Source organism: Streptomyces sp. NBC_01298 (assembly GCF_035978755.1).
Taxonomy (GTDB): domain Bacteria; phylum Actinomycetota; class Actinomycetes; order Streptomycetales; family Streptomycetaceae; genus Streptomyces.
The window spans coordinates 8,388,411-8,402,392 of the sequence record NZ_CP108414.1 but is presented as its reverse complement, the minus strand read 5'-3'; the positions used below and the strand labels follow the sequence as shown (position 1 = coordinate 8,402,392).

The following is a 13,982-nucleotide window of genomic DNA, read 5'->3' as shown; positions in this document are numbered from 1 at the left end:
GAAAGGGAGGTTCGCATGTGCCGATGGCTCGCCTACTCGGGTTCGCCGATGCTGCTCGACGCCGTGCTCTACCGGCCCGAACACTCGCTGATCAACCAGAGCCTGCATGCCCGGATGGGCGTGGAGACGACGAACGGCGACGGCTTCGGCCTCGGCTGGTACAGCGGCAACGGGGACGGCACCCCGGCCGTCTTCCGGGACATCGCCCCGGCCTGGAACAACCGCAATCTGCGCGAGCTCGCCGCGCACGTCCGCTCCCCGCTGTTCTTCGCGCACATCCGCGCCTCGACGGGTTCGGCCGTACAGCAGACCAACTGCCACCCCTTCCGTCACGGCCGGTGGCTGTGGATGCACAACGGGGCCATCGCGGACTTCCCCCGGCTCCAGCGCGACCTCTGCCTGGCCGTCGATCCGGCGCTCTTCCCCGCCATCGAGGGGTCCACCGATTCCGAGGTCATGTTCTACCTGGCGGTGACCTTCGGGCTGGACCAGGACGTCCCGGGGGCCGTGGCCAGGATGACCGGGCTCGTGGAGCGGCTCGGCAAGGAGCACGGCGTCCCCGAACCGGTTCAGATGACCCTGGCCATCAGCGACGGGGAGCGGCTCTGGGCGTTCCGCTATTCGAGCGTCGGCGCCTCCCGGTCGCTCTTCTACAGCAGCCGCGCCGATACCGTCCGCCACCTCCACCCCGAGGTGCGCTTCCTCGAGGACATCTCCGACGCATCGCGCCTGGTGGTCTCCGAACCGCTGGGGGACCTGCCCGGCGTGTGGAACGAGCTTCCCGAGGCCAGCTACACGGTGATCCCGTCCGTCGGGGACCAGGACTACCTGCCCTTCCTCCCCGTGCCCGCCTGACGGCCGCGCCGGATCCGGCCGTCCCCCAGGCCTCCCGGATCCCTCGGACCCCCGCGTGAGCGGCGGTCCGAGGGGTAGACGCCTTTGACCAGCCGGCTCGGGGGCCGGGGCCCGATCGGCTCGATGGGCTCGACGGGCTCGATCGCCCTCCCGGGCCGGACGATCCGCCTCGATCCACGGAGGGGGCATTCGATGTCACTGACCGCATCCAGGGCGACCGTGGCGGACGCGGGACGCACGGGCGTCCCCGGGCGGGTCCCGGTCCTGACGATGGGAGTGGAGGAGGAGTTCCTCCTGGTCGACCGCGTCAGCCGGGCCCCGGTGGGGCGCGGCCCGCGCGTCATAGCAGCCGCCGGGCGCACGCTCGGGCCGCTGGTCCAGCCGGAGTTCTTCACCGCCCAGGTGGAGATCTGCACCAGCCCCACCACGGACGCCGCCGCGCTCAGATCGGAGCTGTCCGGGATCCGGGCCGAGGTGATCCGCGCCGCGGCCACCGAGCAGTGCCTGCTGCTGGCCGCGGGAACCCCCGTCGTACCGCCCGAGCGTCCGCTGACCGTCACGCGCGACGAGCGCTACCGCCGGATGGCGTCCCGCTTCCCCTGGATCCTCGGCGACTACGACCAGGCGGTCTGCGGCTGCCACGTCCACATCGGCGTCGACAGCCGGGCGGAGGCCCTCGACCTCGCCAACCGGATGCGGTCCTGGCTGCCCGTCGTCCAGGCCCTGGCGGGCAACTCCCCCTTCGACCGGGGCCGGGACTCCGGCTACGCGAGCTGGCGGGCGGTGGAGCACGCCCGCTGGCCGACCGTCGGGCCCGCCCCGGTCCTCGACGAAGCCGCGTACGAACGCCGCGCCGAGGAGCTCGTGCGCAGCGGCACGGTGCTGGACCGGCGGATGATCTACTGGTACGCCCGCCCGTCCGAGCACGTGCCGACGCTGGAGATCCGCGTGGCCGACGTGAACGCCCGGATCGGTACGGTCGTCCTCCTGGCCGTTCTCGTACGGGGCCTGGCCGCGACCCTGCGCGCCGAGGCCGCCGAGGGGGCTCCGGCCCCCGCGCCGCATTCGGCGAGGCTCCGCGAGGCGCATCTGCTCGCGGCCGTCCACGGCCTGCACGGCGACGGCCTGGACCCGGTCGACGGCGCTCCGGTGCCCGCGTGGACGCTGGTCGCCCGGCTACGGGACCGGGCCGCCCCCGGCCTCGCGGCGTCGGGCGACTCCGGGCTCGTCGACGCCCTGCTGGAGGAGGTCCGGACCGAAGGCACCGGGGCGGCCCGGCAACGCGCCGCGCACCGGCGCCACGGACGGCTCAGCCGGGTCGTGGACAGCCTCGTCGAGGCCGTGGCCGAGGGCTAGGGCCTGTCGTCCGACCCGGCTGATCGGGGCGCGCGGGACGCGCACGGGACGGGGAAGCCGCCGGGCGCGCACCCGGGCCCGTACGGACGCCCCGGGGCCGGGGCGGTCGGCCGCACGGGTCATGGCGGTTGTTCGGTCCTTGAACCAGCGCGCCGCGCCGTCCGTGCTCAGACGGCGGGCATAGCGTCCCTAAGCGGAACACCGCCCCGCACCGCACAACCGACCCGGACTGGAGGACCCCCGTGCCGACACCCGAAACCACCCCACCGACCCGACAGGCCCCCGCCGCCCGGACGCCCGGGCACCCGGTGCCCGCGCCGACGGGCAACTGGGCCGTCGGGATGCTCATGGCCACCACCCCCTGCTCGGCCCGCGACGCGCTGCGCATCCTCGCCACGGCCGCGGACCTGGCCGACGTCGCCGTCCAGGACCTCGCGGCCGCGATGACCGCCACCTCGTGCGGCACCGCCCTGCCCTCCCGCCTCGAACGCGCCCTGCGGCGCGCCGTCGAAGCCGCCCGGACCCGCGGACCGGCGGGCGCTCCCTCCCGCGCCGGGCTCGCGCCGAATCCCGCCCGGACCGAGGAGGTCCTGACCCGGCTGCGCGGCTGCCAGGCCCGCCTCGCCGCCTCCCCCCACGACCCTGGTGCCCTCCGGGCCATGGACGACACCGCGTACACCCTGTGCGTCCTGATGGGCAGGGCGACCGCCCTCGAAGCCATCGCGGCGGCGGAGGAACAGCTCGCCGCCGCGGGCTAGGACGACGGGGCGGTCCCGGTCAGCGCTTGGCGGTGTAGCGGACGCGTGCCCACAGGGGCAGCACGAACCAGCACAGCACGTACCAGGCGAACACCCCGCCGACGAGCCAGGTCGCGAGGGCGTTGTCGGTGGCGACCCTGAGGACGAGGAGCAGGGCCGAGGTGCAGGTGGCCAGGAGCAGCAGCAGCCCGGTGAAGGTCAGGCGCGCGGCCCACGCGACGGCCTCGGGCTTGATCCTGCGCCCCGAGACGAGGCGGTGGAAGGCCACGGGCCCGATCAGGGCGCCGGTCGCCAGCGATCCCAGGACCACCGTCACCACGTAGATCGTCTTCTCGGTCTGCGCGAGCCCCGCGAACACGGGGGCGAAGGCCACCGTGAGCAGGAACCCGAACAGGATCTGGACGCCCGTCTGGGCGACCCGGATCTCCTGGACGAGTTCCTGCCACTGCCGGTCGGCGCGTTCCTCCGGCGACTCGTCGCGCCCCTGCTGATCCGTCCCGCTCGCCATCGGCCGCCTCCCTTGGATGTCCCCGCGGGTCTCGTCTGCCCCCAAGCCCGGACATCATGTTCGACCCCGCCGCCACCGAACAGGCGCCGGGCGGAGCGACACGGCGTCGGGAAGGCCGCCCGGCTACCTCGTCGGGGGCGCCGGCGGCGGTTCGGGCATCGGCTCCGGGTCGGGGAGGGGCGCCGGGACCGGCCTCGGCGTGTGTGATGCGGTCGCGTTCGTCATGACTTCGACTCCTCGCGAACGGTGTGCGCTGCCGCACTGATGTGCACCCGGCGCCTGCCCGCTCACGCCCGGCCCAATCCCGGATACCGGACCGGACTGCGTTCCGCCGGGGCCCGGTCAGGCCGCCTCTCGGGAGCCGCGGCCGGAACCGGTGTCCGAGGCGCTGTCGGAGGCGGTGAGCGCATCGCGGAGCTCATCGCGGGTCATGCCGGAGCGCCCCGGGATCCCCGCCGCCGCGGCCTTCTCGTAGAGCTCCGCCTTGGTCATGCGCCCGGGATCCTTCGTCCCGGCCGGCCCGCGCACACGTTTCCCCTTGCCGCCCGCGCCCGCGCCCGCGGCCGCGGCCCGCTCGACGCTGGCGCGCAGTGCCTCGGCGAGGTCGATCACGTTGGTGGATTCGGCCGCGGGCTCCGCCTTCTCGACGCTCTCGCCCGCCCGCTTCGCCTTGATCAGGGCGGCGACCTTCTCCCGGAACGTGTCGTGGAACTCCTCGGGTTTCCATTCCATGCTGAGCGCCTCGACCAGTTGCTCGGCCATGCGCAGTTCCCCGGCTCCACGAGCACGTACGCGTCGCCGTCGTCGAAGCCCTTGACGATCTCTTCGAAGGGCACCTCCTCGCCGGTCCGCTCGTTCACCCGCTTGTTGCGGACCCGGTCGGAGGTACCGCGCTGCAGCTGGTGGAAGTGGATCGTATGGCTGTCGGTCGCCGTGTACAGGCCCACCGGCAGGCTGACCAGCCCGAAGCTCAGTACTCCCGCCCACACCGGTCGCGCCATGACCACCACCGCCGTTCCCCGGTCACCCGGTCATGTCCCGCTCGGTTCGCCGATCCGTCCGTGGGCCACGTGCCCGCCCAGCGCTCCGCTGACCGCGAGGGCCGCCAGACCGGCGAGGGACCACCCCCGGCCCTTGAGCGTGTGCCCGCGCATCCTCGCGGCGAGCGACACCGTGTAGCAGGCGATCACGGCCGCGTTGGCCACGGCGTGGGCCAGTCCGACCCTGGCTCGCGGCAGCGGCAGTTCGGCCCAGTCGACCCAGCCGGCGACGGCCGCCGGCCCGGCCCCCGCGAGGCCGACGGTCGTGAGCACCGCCGCCGCGGGCTGCCCTCCCGGCACCGAGTCCAGTACCGCGGCGGACAGCCAGCAGCCGACCGGGAGTTGGACCAGTACGGGATGCAGGGGATGCCCGAGCTGCCTGCCGCGCAGGACCTCCCGTACGCCGCCCAGCGGGAGGGTGCGGATCCCCTGCTGGAGCGAGCGGACGGCCCGGTCCGCGCCGGAGGTCCGCTCGATGGCGGCGAGGGTCTTCAGCCACGCCCCGGACACCGGGTCGAGGGCCCGCGCAGGATCCGACCGCACGGTATCGACCGGCATGTTCATCCCCATCACCGCCGTCCGTCGTCCTGGGGCGCGGCGCTCGTCGCCTCCGCCCGCGAGGCGCGGCCCGGCCGCTGCCCGAACAAGCGGTCCATCTGGCCGCGCACCGCTTCGAAATCGTCCCAGCAGTTCCGTGCCGTGTCCTCGGAGCGGCCCGGCCGCCTCTGCCCCTGATGCGTCCCTTTCACCGTTCTCTCCCTCGGCCCGCGGTCGTACGTAGGCCCCCTCGCTCACGTCCGGCGCCTACCCGGAGAGGCGGTACGCACACACGGGCCGGCCGGCCCCGCGGAGATCAGTGCGGCGGCACCAGCCGGACGCCGGTGTGGATGGTCTTGCCGCCCGGCCGGTGCCGGATCCGTACGTCGCTGCCGAGCCGGTGGACCAGGGCCCAGCCCCACCCGCCGCCGCCCTCCAGATCGGGCGCCCTCAGCAGCGGCTCCGCCTGGCTGTGGTCGGTGACGTCGATGGCGATCTCGTCGGGCTCCAGCTCGAGGTCCAGCACGCAGCCGTCCGCCGTGTGGCGGATCGCGTTGGTGACGAGCTCGCTGACGAGCAACAACGTCGTGTCCATGACCTCGGGAGCCACGGAGCGGCCGCCGCGCGAGGCGTCGTCGAAGAAGTGCCGGGTGCGGTCGCGGGCCGTGGCGGCCGCGGTCGCCCCGTCAAGATCGCTGTGGTGTCTCAGATGGAGAGTCATCCCCGCTCCCGCGGCCTCCGGTCTCCCTTCCCCGGATCCGACCGCCTGAATCGGCGGTGACAGCCGCCCGGGGACGGATGGTGTCCACATGGGTGCGCGTACCCACTCCACGCGCGTTCACCACGTTGGGCGGGCCGTGGGAGGCAGTCGCACGGCCGAAGGCGTTCCCCAGGACGCTCACCTCACCTCACCTCACCTCGCCTCGCCTCGCCGCGCCTCGCCGGGATCGGTTCCCGCCGCACGGTCACGGGGGCGGGAGCCCGATCCGACCTGATTCGATGGTCGGCCCGCACACCCGCCGAACGCGAGCGGGCATCCGTGACGGGCCCGGCCGGGGCCCTGCGGACCGCTCACCGGCGGCCGGCGGTACCCGGGTCCTCCGCTTCGGCGGCGGCCCGGTCGACGCGCTCCGGGTCGGAGGGCGGCGAACCGGAGCCGGTGCCCGTCCGCGACGGGACGCCGGGCGGGCGCCCGTGCTCGTCCACCATGGCGCCCTCGTCGGGCAGCAGCCCGGGGCGCCGGTCACCCTCGGGTCGGCCGCCCTGAACGCGCTGAGGGCGTACTTGCTCCTCGCGCCCTATCCCCGGCCGCTGGCGCTTCGCGGCGTGCCCGCCGGTGTCGCTCCGCGTGGGGCCGCTCCCCGCGGCGCCGCTCTCCACGGATTCGCTCTTCGCGGATCGGCTCTGCTCGGATGGGCTCTGTTCGGACGCGCTCTCTGCCGCGTCCCGTCGGTGTCCGCTCATGGCCGCCTCCTCCATCGTGTCCGTCTCACCTGGTCCCTGGTCGCCTACCCGGCCCGACCACGGCCAGACAGCGGCGGCGCGGGCGACGGGGGCGCGGAGTGCCTGAGCTCCGCGAGTTCGTCGAGCGGTGCGCGCTGTACGGCTTCGACCAGGCGCCGGCTGTGGGCCCAGACGGCCGCCCGCGCGCGCACCGGGGAGCAGCCGCTGCGCTGGGCGAGCACGGCGCCGAGGACCAGCCTGCGGCTGCCGTCGACGTCCTTGTACGCGGCCCACAGGACGTTGCCTCCGGCCGGGGTGCTGGTGCCCGTCTTCAGCCCGGCGACGCCGTGCCGGCCGAGCAGCCGGTTGGTGGTGCGCGCCTCGCCCCGGTCTCCCGGGAGACGGACCGAGGGGGTGGCGACGATGGTCCGGAACACCTCGTCCCGCATGACCGCGCGGGCCAGGACGAGCAGGTCGACGGCCGTGCTGGTGTTCCCGGTGTCCATGCCGCAGGAGCCGGTGAACCGCGTACGGGTCATGCCGAGTTCCGCGGCCGCCCCGTTCATCCGGCGCACGAAGTCCGCTTCGCAGCCGGCAGTCCAGCGGGCGAGGAGCCTGGCGATGTTGTTGCCCGAGGGGATCAGCAGGTACGCGAGCAGCTGCCGCAGGGGAAACTCCTGCCCTTCCTCGACGGGCACCACCGATTCGATCGTGGAACCGGACTCGTGGGCGGCGGCCTTGTCCACGCGGACCACGGGCCCCGGGTCCCCCGGGCCGAGCGGGTGCTCGCGCAGGACGACGTAGGCGGTCATCACCTTGGTGAGGCTGGCGATCGGCACCGGCCGCTGCTCGCCGACCGTGCCGAGGCAGCCGATGCCCTCCACCTCCACGCTCGCCTGGCCCTCGTGGGGCCACGGCAGCGGCGTCGCCGACACCGAGCGGTGAGCGGCGGCGACGGCCGCGTCACCGGCGCGGCAGGCAGCGAGCCGGCCCCGGCGGGGCAGTTCGGCGGAGCGGCGGAGGAGGGCGTGGACGGACATGACGCTCCGGGTATCGGGTTCGCGGTCGGGCGGGTGCCCTGCCGCGCCCGGAACGCTCCGGCCCAGGTGGTACGGAACGCTCCGGGCCCGGGTCGTCCGGAGGCGGAGGGCCCACGCCGAGCATGGCCGCGCGACCCATCGGAATCCCGGCCGCTGTCCATCGGCGGGCGCTCCACCGTGTACCGGTTCCGCAGCGGGCCGTGACCTCGGCGGTGTACCGCACCGGCTGCGCGGCTCCGCCGCCCGGGTCAGGAGACCCAGGACGCGTCCGCGTCCGGCGGGACCCCGGTCGGCTGCGGGACGCGGCGCACGCGTACGGCCACGGCCTCCGTCACCCGTTCCCGGGCGAGGAGGCCGTGGCCGCTCGTGCTTCGGGCGATGGTGAAGTCGCCCTGCCGCGCTAGTCCTTGAGGACGTCCTTGGCCTTCTCCTTGGCCTGGCGGGCATCGCCCTTCATCTGCTCCGCGCGCCCCTCGGCGGTGAGGCGCTCGTTGCCGACGGTGCGGCCCATCGCTTCCTTGGCCTTGCCCTTGGCCTGTTCCTTCTTGGCCTTCATCTTCTGCTCACCCGACACGGCTCTCACTCCGATCGTTGGCGATCATCTGACGTGGCGCGTCTGTCCTGATACTCGCCCGGTAAACCTGCCCGCCCGGCTCCGCGCGTTAGGCCGTCTCTTTCGGATCTTGTCGGCCGAGCCCGCGGCGTCTGGTGCCGTGCCTGGGCGTGCTGTCGGGGCGCTCGCGTGCTGGGTGTACGTGGTCGCCTCGGCAGTGCGGCCAGGCGCGGTGCCAGACGCCGCGGGCCCGGCAAGATCCGAAAGAGACGGCCTAGCCGCGAGCGGCTCGGGGCAGGCGCCGGGGGAACGGCAACGAAGCGGAGGCAGCGGTGGAGACCTCGAAGATCGCCTACAAGCCCGTGGGTCTGGCGCTCGGCGCCACAGGGGGTCTGCTGGCCGGGTTGGCCTTCAAGCAGATCTGGAAACGGCTCGGCCACGAGGACGACGCGCCGAGCGCCACCGACGAGGACCGTACGTGGCGGGAGATCCTCATCGCCGCGGCCCTCCAAGGCGCCGTGTTCGCCGCGGTCAAGGCCGCGATCGACCGTGGCGGCGCGGTGGCCGCCAAGCGCCTGACTGGAACCTGGCCCGCCTGAAACGACGCCGGCCCGCTCAGGTGGGGTGGTGCCGGCGATGCTGGTCCTCACTCCGACGCTTGATCACGTCCAGGTCGAGGAGCGCCACACCGGCCATCAGGAAGCAGACCGCGGCCAGGACCGCGCACAGCGCCGGGGACGCAGCCACCTGGTCGTCGGCCCGCAGGGCCAGCAGGACGAAGAGCGTGCCCCGGCCGCGAACAGCGGCGCGTTTCATTCAACGCCGGGACCGAGGGTGCCGGCGCCGCCTGACGCGACCGGGTCCGCTCGGACGGGTGACGCGGGTGCGCGTGCGGCGGGTCGTGGGCCGGGACGGGCCGGGGGCGGCAGGCTGACCCCGATCGGCGGGTAGCGCCCGCCCTGCGAGAAGGAGCAGTACGTGCTGGAGCGCAAGCGCCGCAAACACACGACCGACGTCACCTTCGTCCTTCCCAGTGACCTCCCGCCCGGGCCGGTGAGCGTCGTCGGTACGTTCAACGACTGGCATCCCGGCGCGCACGTCCTCGCACCCCGGACCGACGGAACGCGCGCCGTGACCGTCGCCCTCCCCGCCAGGACCACCCACAGCTTCCGCTACCTCGCGGCCGGCGACTACTGGTTCGACGAGCCCGCCGCCGACGGGCACGAGGAGGGCAACAGCCGCCTGCACACGTAGGGCCCGGTGGCCGAGCATGACCGAGCGTGACCGAGGACGGCTGATCACCCGCTCCGCGCCGGCATCCCCGGCTTCAGCCGGTTGAGGGCGATCAGCTCCTCCGCGGCGAGCAGCGCGCCGTGGGCGCTGCGCTGGCCCATCACGACGCAGAGGGTGTACGCGGCCTCCTCCAGCTCGCCGCGCACGCTCAAGTCGCCGGGGTCCGCCAGCGCGCGGCGGCGGACGGCACGCAGCTGGTTCACGTGCCGGCGCAGGACCTCCGGCTCCGGCGGCGACCACGACGCGGCGGGAGGTCCGGGCAGGGTGCGGGCCCGGGCGAGCACCTCGCGCAGCGCGTCCTCGACGGCGGGTGCGAGGGGCTGGCCGGCCTGTGCGGCGAGAACGGCTTCGGCGGACTCCCGCACGTCCGTCCCCGAGTCCATCGCCACCTCGGCCAGGATCCGGCGGGCCTTGGCCGCGGTGCAGGGGACGAGGGCCATCAGCACCCCCGCGGCGCGGGCGGCGGTGGCCCGTAGCTCCTGCGGTCGTGGCGGCCCGGTCGACGCGGTCGGCGCCACGGGCGTCCTGAGCTGCTCTGCCGGGTGGTCCATCCGTCCGCGCCTCCGCTTCGCTCTCCCCTCGTCTGCGGGGTTCTGCTGTGTAGCAGGCGGCATGCCGCACCTGCCCGCGCACACGCGCGAGGCACGGCCACAACCGCCCGATCCGGCGCTGTGCGGCGGTCTCGGTTGACGCCTCGTGTTGCCGTCTCATCAGGACGGGGGCGGCGGGGGCGGCGGGGGTTCCGCGCCCGGGACGGCGCGGGCGGGGTGGGCCCGTAGGTGGGTGATCACCGTATTGGCCACGGCGACGAGCGGAACCGCCACGACGGCCCCGCCGATCCCCGCGATGGTGCCGCCCGTGGCGACGGCCAGGACGACGGCGAGCGGGTGGACCCGCACGGCCCGGCCCAGGATGAACGGCTGGAGCACGTGCCCTTCGATCTGTTGCACCACGAGGACGACCATCAGCGCCATCAGGGCGGTGAAGACCCCGTCGGTGACGAGGGCGACCACGACCGCCAGCGCTCCGGAGACGACGGCGCCGACGAGGGGCACGAAGGAGGACAGGAAGATCACCACGCCGATCGGAACCGCGAGCGGTACGCCCAGGAAGTAGATGCCCACGCCGATGAAGACCGCGTCGATCATCGCGACGATCATGGTGCCGCGGACGTAGGCGGTCAGGGTCCGCCAGGCGGGCGGGCCGGCGCCGGCGACCCCGGGACGGGCCGCCGCGGGAACGAGCCGCAGGGTCCACTTCCAGATGCGCTTGCCGTCGTACAGGAGGAAGAGGGTTGCGAACATGGCCAGCAGCAGCCCGGTGATCACCTCCACCAGGACGGTCACGCCCTGGAGGCCGGTGGAGGTGATCTCGCTCGTGCTGGTGCCGATGGTGTCAGTCAGGCTGTCGGCGATGTCGTTGATCTGTTGCTCCGTGACGTGCAGCGGACTGTCGATCAGCCACTGCTTGAGCTCGCCGATGCCCTCCTGAACCCGGTCCGAGAGGTTGTCGAGGTTGTCGAGCACCTGCCAGACAACGAACCAGCCGACCAGCCCGAGCATCACGAACCCGCAGGTCGCGGTCAGCGCCGTCGCCGCGCCCCGGGACAGTCCGCGCCGGTGCAGCCGGGCGACGGTCGGCTGGAGCAGTGCGGTGACCAAGAGCGCGACCACGAAGGCGAGGGCGACCAGCCGTACCGCGCCGATGACCCGCATCAGCACCCAGACGGTGGCGGCGAGCACCAGGAACCGCCAGCCGGCCTCGGCGGCCACCCGCACCCCCCAGGGCACGGCGGACGCGGGATCCCGCGCTCCGGTGCCGGCCGGCCCGTGCGGTGTCCGCGCCGGACCGCCTTCCTCCCACGCTTCGGCGGCGTCGGCCTCGGCCTCGGCCTCGGCCTCACGTTGGGCATGCAGCCGGGCCCGGCGCTCGCCGAGTCCGGCGGCGCTCTTCCTCACGCGCCCGAGCCATCCGCGCACGCCGGGCAGAGGTCGGTTCACTGTGTGATCCCTCCGGGTCGTCGCTTGGGTTGGGTGGGAGCACTCCCTCCAGGCTGGACCGTGCGGGGCCCCGCGGCACCCCGGCACCCGGGCCGCCGGGGGTTCATGCCGGGTCTCCGGGATCGATCGCCCTCACGTCGCCGTACCGGAGCGGCTCGGGCAGGTCCGCGAGGGGCGGGGAGACCTCGGTGGGCGCCAGGAGGAAGCCCAGGTGGTAGCCCCCGCGACCCGTGTCTCGATCCGGCCGACGCGGCGCGGCGGCCGCTCCGTCACGACGTCCCTCTCCTTCCGGGCCGTGCGGATCCCCGTTCCGAGTGCCAGGGTGGGAAGCGGGTACCCGCGCGAGTGGAGGCCTCACGATGCCCACCTCGGACTGGCTCCTGGCACCCGGAGAACGCGGCAACACGGCCACCCGCCTGGAACATCGCCGGGCGGGCGGGTCGGCATGGTCCGAGGGCAACGAGGCCCGTCCGCTCGTCCACGGCGCCACGTACTTCGCCGAGCTCCTCGCACGGGTCCGGGCGATGCGCGCAGGCGACCTGCTCCTGTTCACCGACTGGCGCGGCGATCCCGACGAGCGGCTGCGCGGACCCGGTACGGAGATCGCGGCGGTGCTGGGCGCGGCGGCCGGGCGCGGTGTCGTCGTCAAAGGGCTGTTGTGGCGTTCCCACCTGGACGGCTTCCGGTTCAGCGAGGAGGAGAACCGGTCCCTCAGCCAGGACATCGAAGCGGCGGGCGGTGAGTGCCTGCTCGACCTGCGCGTGCGGCCCGGCGGCTCGCACCACCAGAAGATGGTGGTGCTGCGGCACCCCGGCAGCCCGGAGCGCGATGTCGCGTACGTCGGCGGGATCGACCTGTGCCACAACCGCAACGACGACGCCGACCACCGCGGCGACCGCCAGTCGCTGCCCCTGGCTCCCCGGTACGGTCCGCACCCCCCGTGGCACGATGTCCAGCTCGCCCTGAGCGGGCCGGTCGTCGGCGATGTCGAAGCCGTGTTCCGCGAGCGCTGGGAGGATCCCGCACCGCTCAGCCGCAGTCCGCTGATGCGCCTGCGCGAGCTGCTGGACCGGGAGGACACCCGTGCGGACCCGTTGCCGCCGCAGGAGCCCGATCCCCCGCCGTGCGGCACGCACGCCGTCCAGGTTCTGCGCACGTACCCGAACCGGCTGCTGCGCGGCTATCCCTTCGCCCCCGACGGCGAGCGGAGCATCGCCCGGGCCTACCTCAAGGCGCTGCGGCGGGCCCGGACGCTGATCTACGTGGAGGACCAGTACCTGTGGTCCCCGCGCGTCGTGGACTGCTTCGCTCAGGCCCTGCGCGCGTGTCCCCGGCTGCTGCTGGCCGCCGTCATCCCGTCCGTGCCGGAACAGGACGGCCTGCTCACCGGGCCCATGAACCTGATCGGACGGATCGACGCCCTGGAGGAGCTGCGCCGCGCCGGAGGCGACCGGGTCGCGGTGTACGGCCTGGAGAACCATGCCGGGACCCCTGTCTACGTACACGCCAAGGTGTGTGTGATCGACGACGTCTGGGCCGCCGTGGGCTCCGACAACGTCAACCTGCGTTCCTGGACGCACGACTCCGAGCTGAGCTGCTCCGTCCTCGACCGCGCCGCCGATCCGAGGCCGCCGAGCGACCCCGGCGGCCTCGGGGACGGGGCCCGGCCGTTCGCGCGGGAGTTGCGCCTGGAGCTGATGCGCGAGCACCTCGACGCGGCCGGTGCGCGGCCGGCGGACGCGCTGTGCGATCCGTCGGCCGCCTTCGACCGGTTCCGCGAGGCCGCTGCCACGCTGGACGCCTGGCACGCGGCCGGGCGCCGTGGCCCGCGCCCCGCGGGGCGGCTGCGCCGCTACGTCGCGCCACGGGTGCCGACCGTCCGGCGCCTGCTCGCGACCCCGCTGCACCACGCCCTGGTGGACCCCGACGGCCGCCCCGTCGGCATGCGGCTCCGCGGCGGGTTCTGACACCGCGGGTCCACCGCGCTCAGGTCTTCAGCAGACGGTTGAAGAAGGAGCGGTAGTGCTGCAAGGCCTGGCGCAGGTCCTCCGTCTCCACTTCCTCGCCCCGGCCCCACTGCGCCTCCAGCTCCTGCTTGTGCGCGGCGAAGGTCCCGGCCAGGGTCTGCATGACCTCGGCCACCAGGGTGTCCGCGGACCTGACCGCGTCCTGGGGGTCGTCGACGAAGCGGCCCTGGATGTCGGTCCACGACTGCCGGTACTCCTGGGTGTCGGAGGCGCCGAGGAGCGGCTCGGAGTCACCCTCGACGGCTCCGCCGGGCGGCGTGTCCGCACCGGCGGGGGCGACCGTACGGTCCTCCTCAGGGGGCGGGGCGACCTCGTCGCGCATCTCGTGGTTTCCGAAGTCCTCGCGATTCTCGAACTCCTCGCGGTTCTCCAAGTCATCGCGTTCTTCGTAGACTCGCGGGTCCTCGCGGGTCGCGGGGGTCTCGCGGACCGCTCGGTCCCGAGTGGCCTCTCCCGGGTATACCGGGGCCCCCGGGGCCACGGCCTCGTCGTCCGTCACGGGGTGTGCCAGGTCTTCCGTGGTCAGGCCGGTTTCGGTGGGCCGGCCCTCGGTGTCCGCACGGTTCTCCATG

General features: G+C 74.0%; 18 protein-coding genes. 6 read left to right on the top strand and 12 right to left on the bottom strand.

Annotated features, from left to right (window positions below):
* Positions 1-15: 15 nt before the first annotated feature.
* From OG730_RS38395 to OG730_RS38385, 3 genes are all read left to right on the top strand, one after another.
* The gene (locus OG730_RS38395; RefSeq protein WP_327308622.1) at positions 16-855 is read left to right on the top strand and encodes a class II glutamine amidotransferase; all 840 of its coding nucleotides are present in this window, start codon (positions 16-18) and stop codon (positions 853-855) included.
* Between the two features lie 192 nt (positions 856-1,047).
* The gene (locus OG730_RS38390; protein WP_327308621.1) at positions 1,048-2,211 is read left to right on the top strand and encodes a carboxylate-amine ligase; all 1,164 of its coding nucleotides are present in this window, start codon (positions 1,048-1,050) and stop codon (positions 2,209-2,211) included.
* 242 nt (positions 2,212-2,453) lie between these two features.
* A complete protein-coding gene (locus OG730_RS38385; protein WP_327308620.1) occupies positions 2,454-2,969 on the top strand; it encodes a DUF5133 domain-containing protein in 516 nt (171 codons plus the stop codon).
* 19 nt (positions 2,970-2,988) lie between these two features.
* Here OG730_RS38385 and OG730_RS38380 read toward each other — a convergent pair whose 3' ends face one another.
* From OG730_RS38380 to OG730_RS38345, 8 genes are all read right to left on the bottom strand, one after another.
* Positions 2,989-3,477 carry a DUF6328 family protein gene (locus tag OG730_RS38380; RefSeq protein WP_327308619.1) on the bottom strand — a complete coding sequence of 163 codons (489 nt, stop codon included), beginning with the start codon at positions 3,475-3,477 and terminating at the stop codon, positions 2,989-2,991.
* 342 nt (positions 3,478-3,819) lie between these two features.
* On the bottom strand, positions 3,820-4,239 hold the full coding sequence (locus tag OG730_RS38375) for a Ku family protein (RefSeq protein ID WP_327308618.1): 420 nt from the start codon (positions 4,237-4,239) through the stop codon (positions 3,820-3,822).
* Positions 4,152-4,478: a Ku protein gene (locus OG730_RS38370; protein WP_327308617.1), complete on the bottom strand. Its 327-nt coding sequence runs from the start codon at positions 4,476-4,478 to the stop codon at positions 4,152-4,154. The genes OG730_RS38375 and OG730_RS38370 overlap by 88 nt, the downstream gene beginning before the upstream one ends.
* 30 nt (positions 4,479-4,508) lie before the next feature.
* Positions 4,509-5,075 (bottom strand): DUF2231 domain-containing protein, encoded by a 567-nt coding sequence (locus OG730_RS38365; protein WP_327308616.1) that lies wholly within the window; start codon positions 5,073-5,075, stop codon positions 4,509-4,511.
* Positions 5,076-5,370: 295 nt separating this feature from the next.
* Positions 5,371-5,775, bottom strand: coding sequence for an ATP-binding protein (locus OG730_RS38360; RefSeq protein WP_327308615.1), 405 nt, complete (start codon positions 5,773-5,775; stop codon positions 5,371-5,373).
* A 350-nt stretch (positions 5,776-6,125) separates the two neighbouring features.
* Positions 6,126-6,518, bottom strand: coding sequence for a hypothetical protein (locus OG730_RS38355; protein WP_327308614.1), 393 nt, complete (start codon positions 6,516-6,518; stop codon positions 6,126-6,128).
* Between the two features lie 44 nt (positions 6,519-6,562).
* On the bottom strand, positions 6,563-7,537 hold the full coding sequence (locus OG730_RS38350) for a D-alanyl-D-alanine carboxypeptidase family protein (protein WP_327308612.1): 975 nt from the start codon (positions 7,535-7,537) through the stop codon (positions 6,563-6,565).
* A gap of 400 nt (positions 7,538-7,937) precedes the next feature.
* On the bottom strand, positions 7,938-8,093 hold the full coding sequence (locus OG730_RS38345) for a CsbD family protein (RefSeq protein ID WP_284716012.1): 156 nt from the start codon (positions 8,091-8,093) through the stop codon (positions 7,938-7,940).
* Between the two features lie 329 nt (positions 8,094-8,422).
* On the opposite strand from OG730_RS38345, the gene OG730_RS38340 reads away from it, so the two are divergent.
* Complete coding sequence (locus OG730_RS38340; RefSeq protein WP_327257336.1) at positions 8,423-8,689, top strand: DUF4235 domain-containing protein; 267 nt, start codon at positions 8,423-8,425, stop codon at positions 8,687-8,689.
* Between the two features lie 16 nt (positions 8,690-8,705).
* Here the strand turns inward: OG730_RS38340 and OG730_RS38335 are convergent, their stop codons facing one another.
* Entirely contained in the window at positions 8,706-8,906 is a 201-nt protein-coding gene (locus tag OG730_RS38335) for a hypothetical protein (RefSeq protein WP_327308611.1), read from the bottom strand.
* A 162-nt stretch (positions 8,907-9,068) separates the two neighbouring features.
* Here OG730_RS38335 and OG730_RS38330 point away from each other — a divergent pair, with 162 nt between their 5' ends.
* Positions 9,069-9,344, top strand: a complete 276-nt coding sequence (locus OG730_RS38330; RefSeq protein ID WP_327308610.1) for an isoamylase early set domain-containing protein — start codon at positions 9,069-9,071, stop codon at positions 9,342-9,344.
* A gap of 44 nt (positions 9,345-9,388) precedes the next feature.
* Here the strand turns inward: OG730_RS38330 and OG730_RS38325 are convergent, their stop codons facing one another.
* Complete coding sequence (locus OG730_RS38325) at positions 9,389-9,934, bottom strand: DUF5133 domain-containing protein (protein WP_327308609.1); 546 nt, start codon at positions 9,932-9,934, stop codon at positions 9,389-9,391.
* Between the two features lie 159 nt (positions 9,935-10,093).
* Entirely contained in the window at positions 10,094-11,371 is a 1,278-nt protein-coding gene (locus OG730_RS38320) for an AI-2E family transporter (RefSeq protein ID WP_327309582.1), read from the bottom strand.
* A gap of 371 nt (positions 11,372-11,742) precedes the next feature.
* Between OG730_RS38320 and OG730_RS38315 the strand changes: the two genes are divergently transcribed.
* Entirely contained in the window at positions 11,743-13,350 is a 1,608-nt protein-coding gene (locus OG730_RS38315; RefSeq protein WP_327308608.1) for a phospholipase D family protein, read from the top strand.
* A 19-nt stretch (positions 13,351-13,369) separates the two neighbouring features.
* Here the strand turns inward: OG730_RS38315 and OG730_RS38310 are convergent, their stop codons facing one another.
* The gene (locus OG730_RS38310) at positions 13,370-13,981 is read right to left on the bottom strand and encodes a hypothetical protein (RefSeq protein WP_327308607.1); all 612 of its coding nucleotides are present in this window, start codon (positions 13,979-13,981) and stop codon (positions 13,370-13,372) included.
* Position 13,982 lies beyond the last annotated feature (1 nt).

What these genes read in the sequence shown, in the direction of transcription:
- OG730_RS38360 (WP_327308615.1), bottom strand. Translation starts at nt 5,775, where the DNA reads ATGACTCTCCATCTGAGACACCACAGCGATCTTGACGGGGCGACCGCG.
- OG730_RS38335 (WP_327308611.1), bottom strand. Translation starts at nt 8,906, where the DNA reads ATGAAACGCGCCGCTGTTCGCGGCCGGGGCACGCTCTTCGTCCTGCTG.
- OG730_RS38390 (WP_327308621.1), top strand. Translation starts at nt 1,048, where the DNA reads ATGTCACTGACCGCATCCAGGGCGACCGTGGCGGACGCGGGACGCACG.
- OG730_RS38375 (WP_327308618.1), bottom strand. Translation starts at nt 4,239, where the DNA reads ATGGCCGAGCAACTGGTCGAGGCGCTCAGCATGGAATGGAAACCCGAG.
- OG730_RS38325 (WP_327308609.1), bottom strand. Translation starts at nt 9,934, where the DNA reads ATGGACCACCCGGCAGAGCAGCTCAGGACGCCCGTGGCGCCGACCGCG.
- OG730_RS38395 (WP_327308622.1), top strand. Translation starts at nt 16, where the DNA reads ATGTGCCGATGGCTCGCCTACTCGGGTTCGCCGATGCTGCTCGACGCC.
- OG730_RS38365 (WP_327308616.1), bottom strand. Translation starts at nt 5,075, where the DNA reads ATGCCGGTCGATACCGTGCGGTCGGATCCTGCGCGGGCCCTCGACCCG.
- OG730_RS38310 (WP_327308607.1), bottom strand. Translation starts at nt 13,981, where the DNA reads ATGGAGAACCGTGCGGACACCGAGGGCCGGCCCACCGAAACCGGCCTG.
- OG730_RS38355 (WP_327308614.1), bottom strand. Translation starts at nt 6,518, where the DNA reads ATGAGCGGACACCGACGGGACGCGGCAGAGAGCGCGTCCGAACAGAGC.
- OG730_RS38345 (WP_284716012.1), bottom strand. Translation starts at nt 8,093, where the DNA reads ATGAAGGCCAAGAAGGAACAGGCCAAGGGCAAGGCCAAGGAAGCGATG.
- OG730_RS38350 (WP_327308612.1), bottom strand. Translation starts at nt 7,537, where the DNA reads ATGTCCGTCCACGCCCTCCTCCGCCGCTCCGCCGAACTGCCCCGCCGG.
- OG730_RS38380 (WP_327308619.1), bottom strand. Translation starts at nt 3,477, where the DNA reads ATGGCGAGCGGGACGGATCAGCAGGGGCGCGACGAGTCGCCGGAGGAA.
- OG730_RS38370 (WP_327308617.1), bottom strand. Translation starts at nt 4,478, where the DNA reads ATGGCGCGACCGGTGTGGGCGGGAGTACTGAGCTTCGGGCTGGTCAGC.
- OG730_RS38315 (WP_327308608.1), top strand. Translation starts at nt 11,743, where the DNA reads ATGCCCACCTCGGACTGGCTCCTGGCACCCGGAGAACGCGGCAACACG.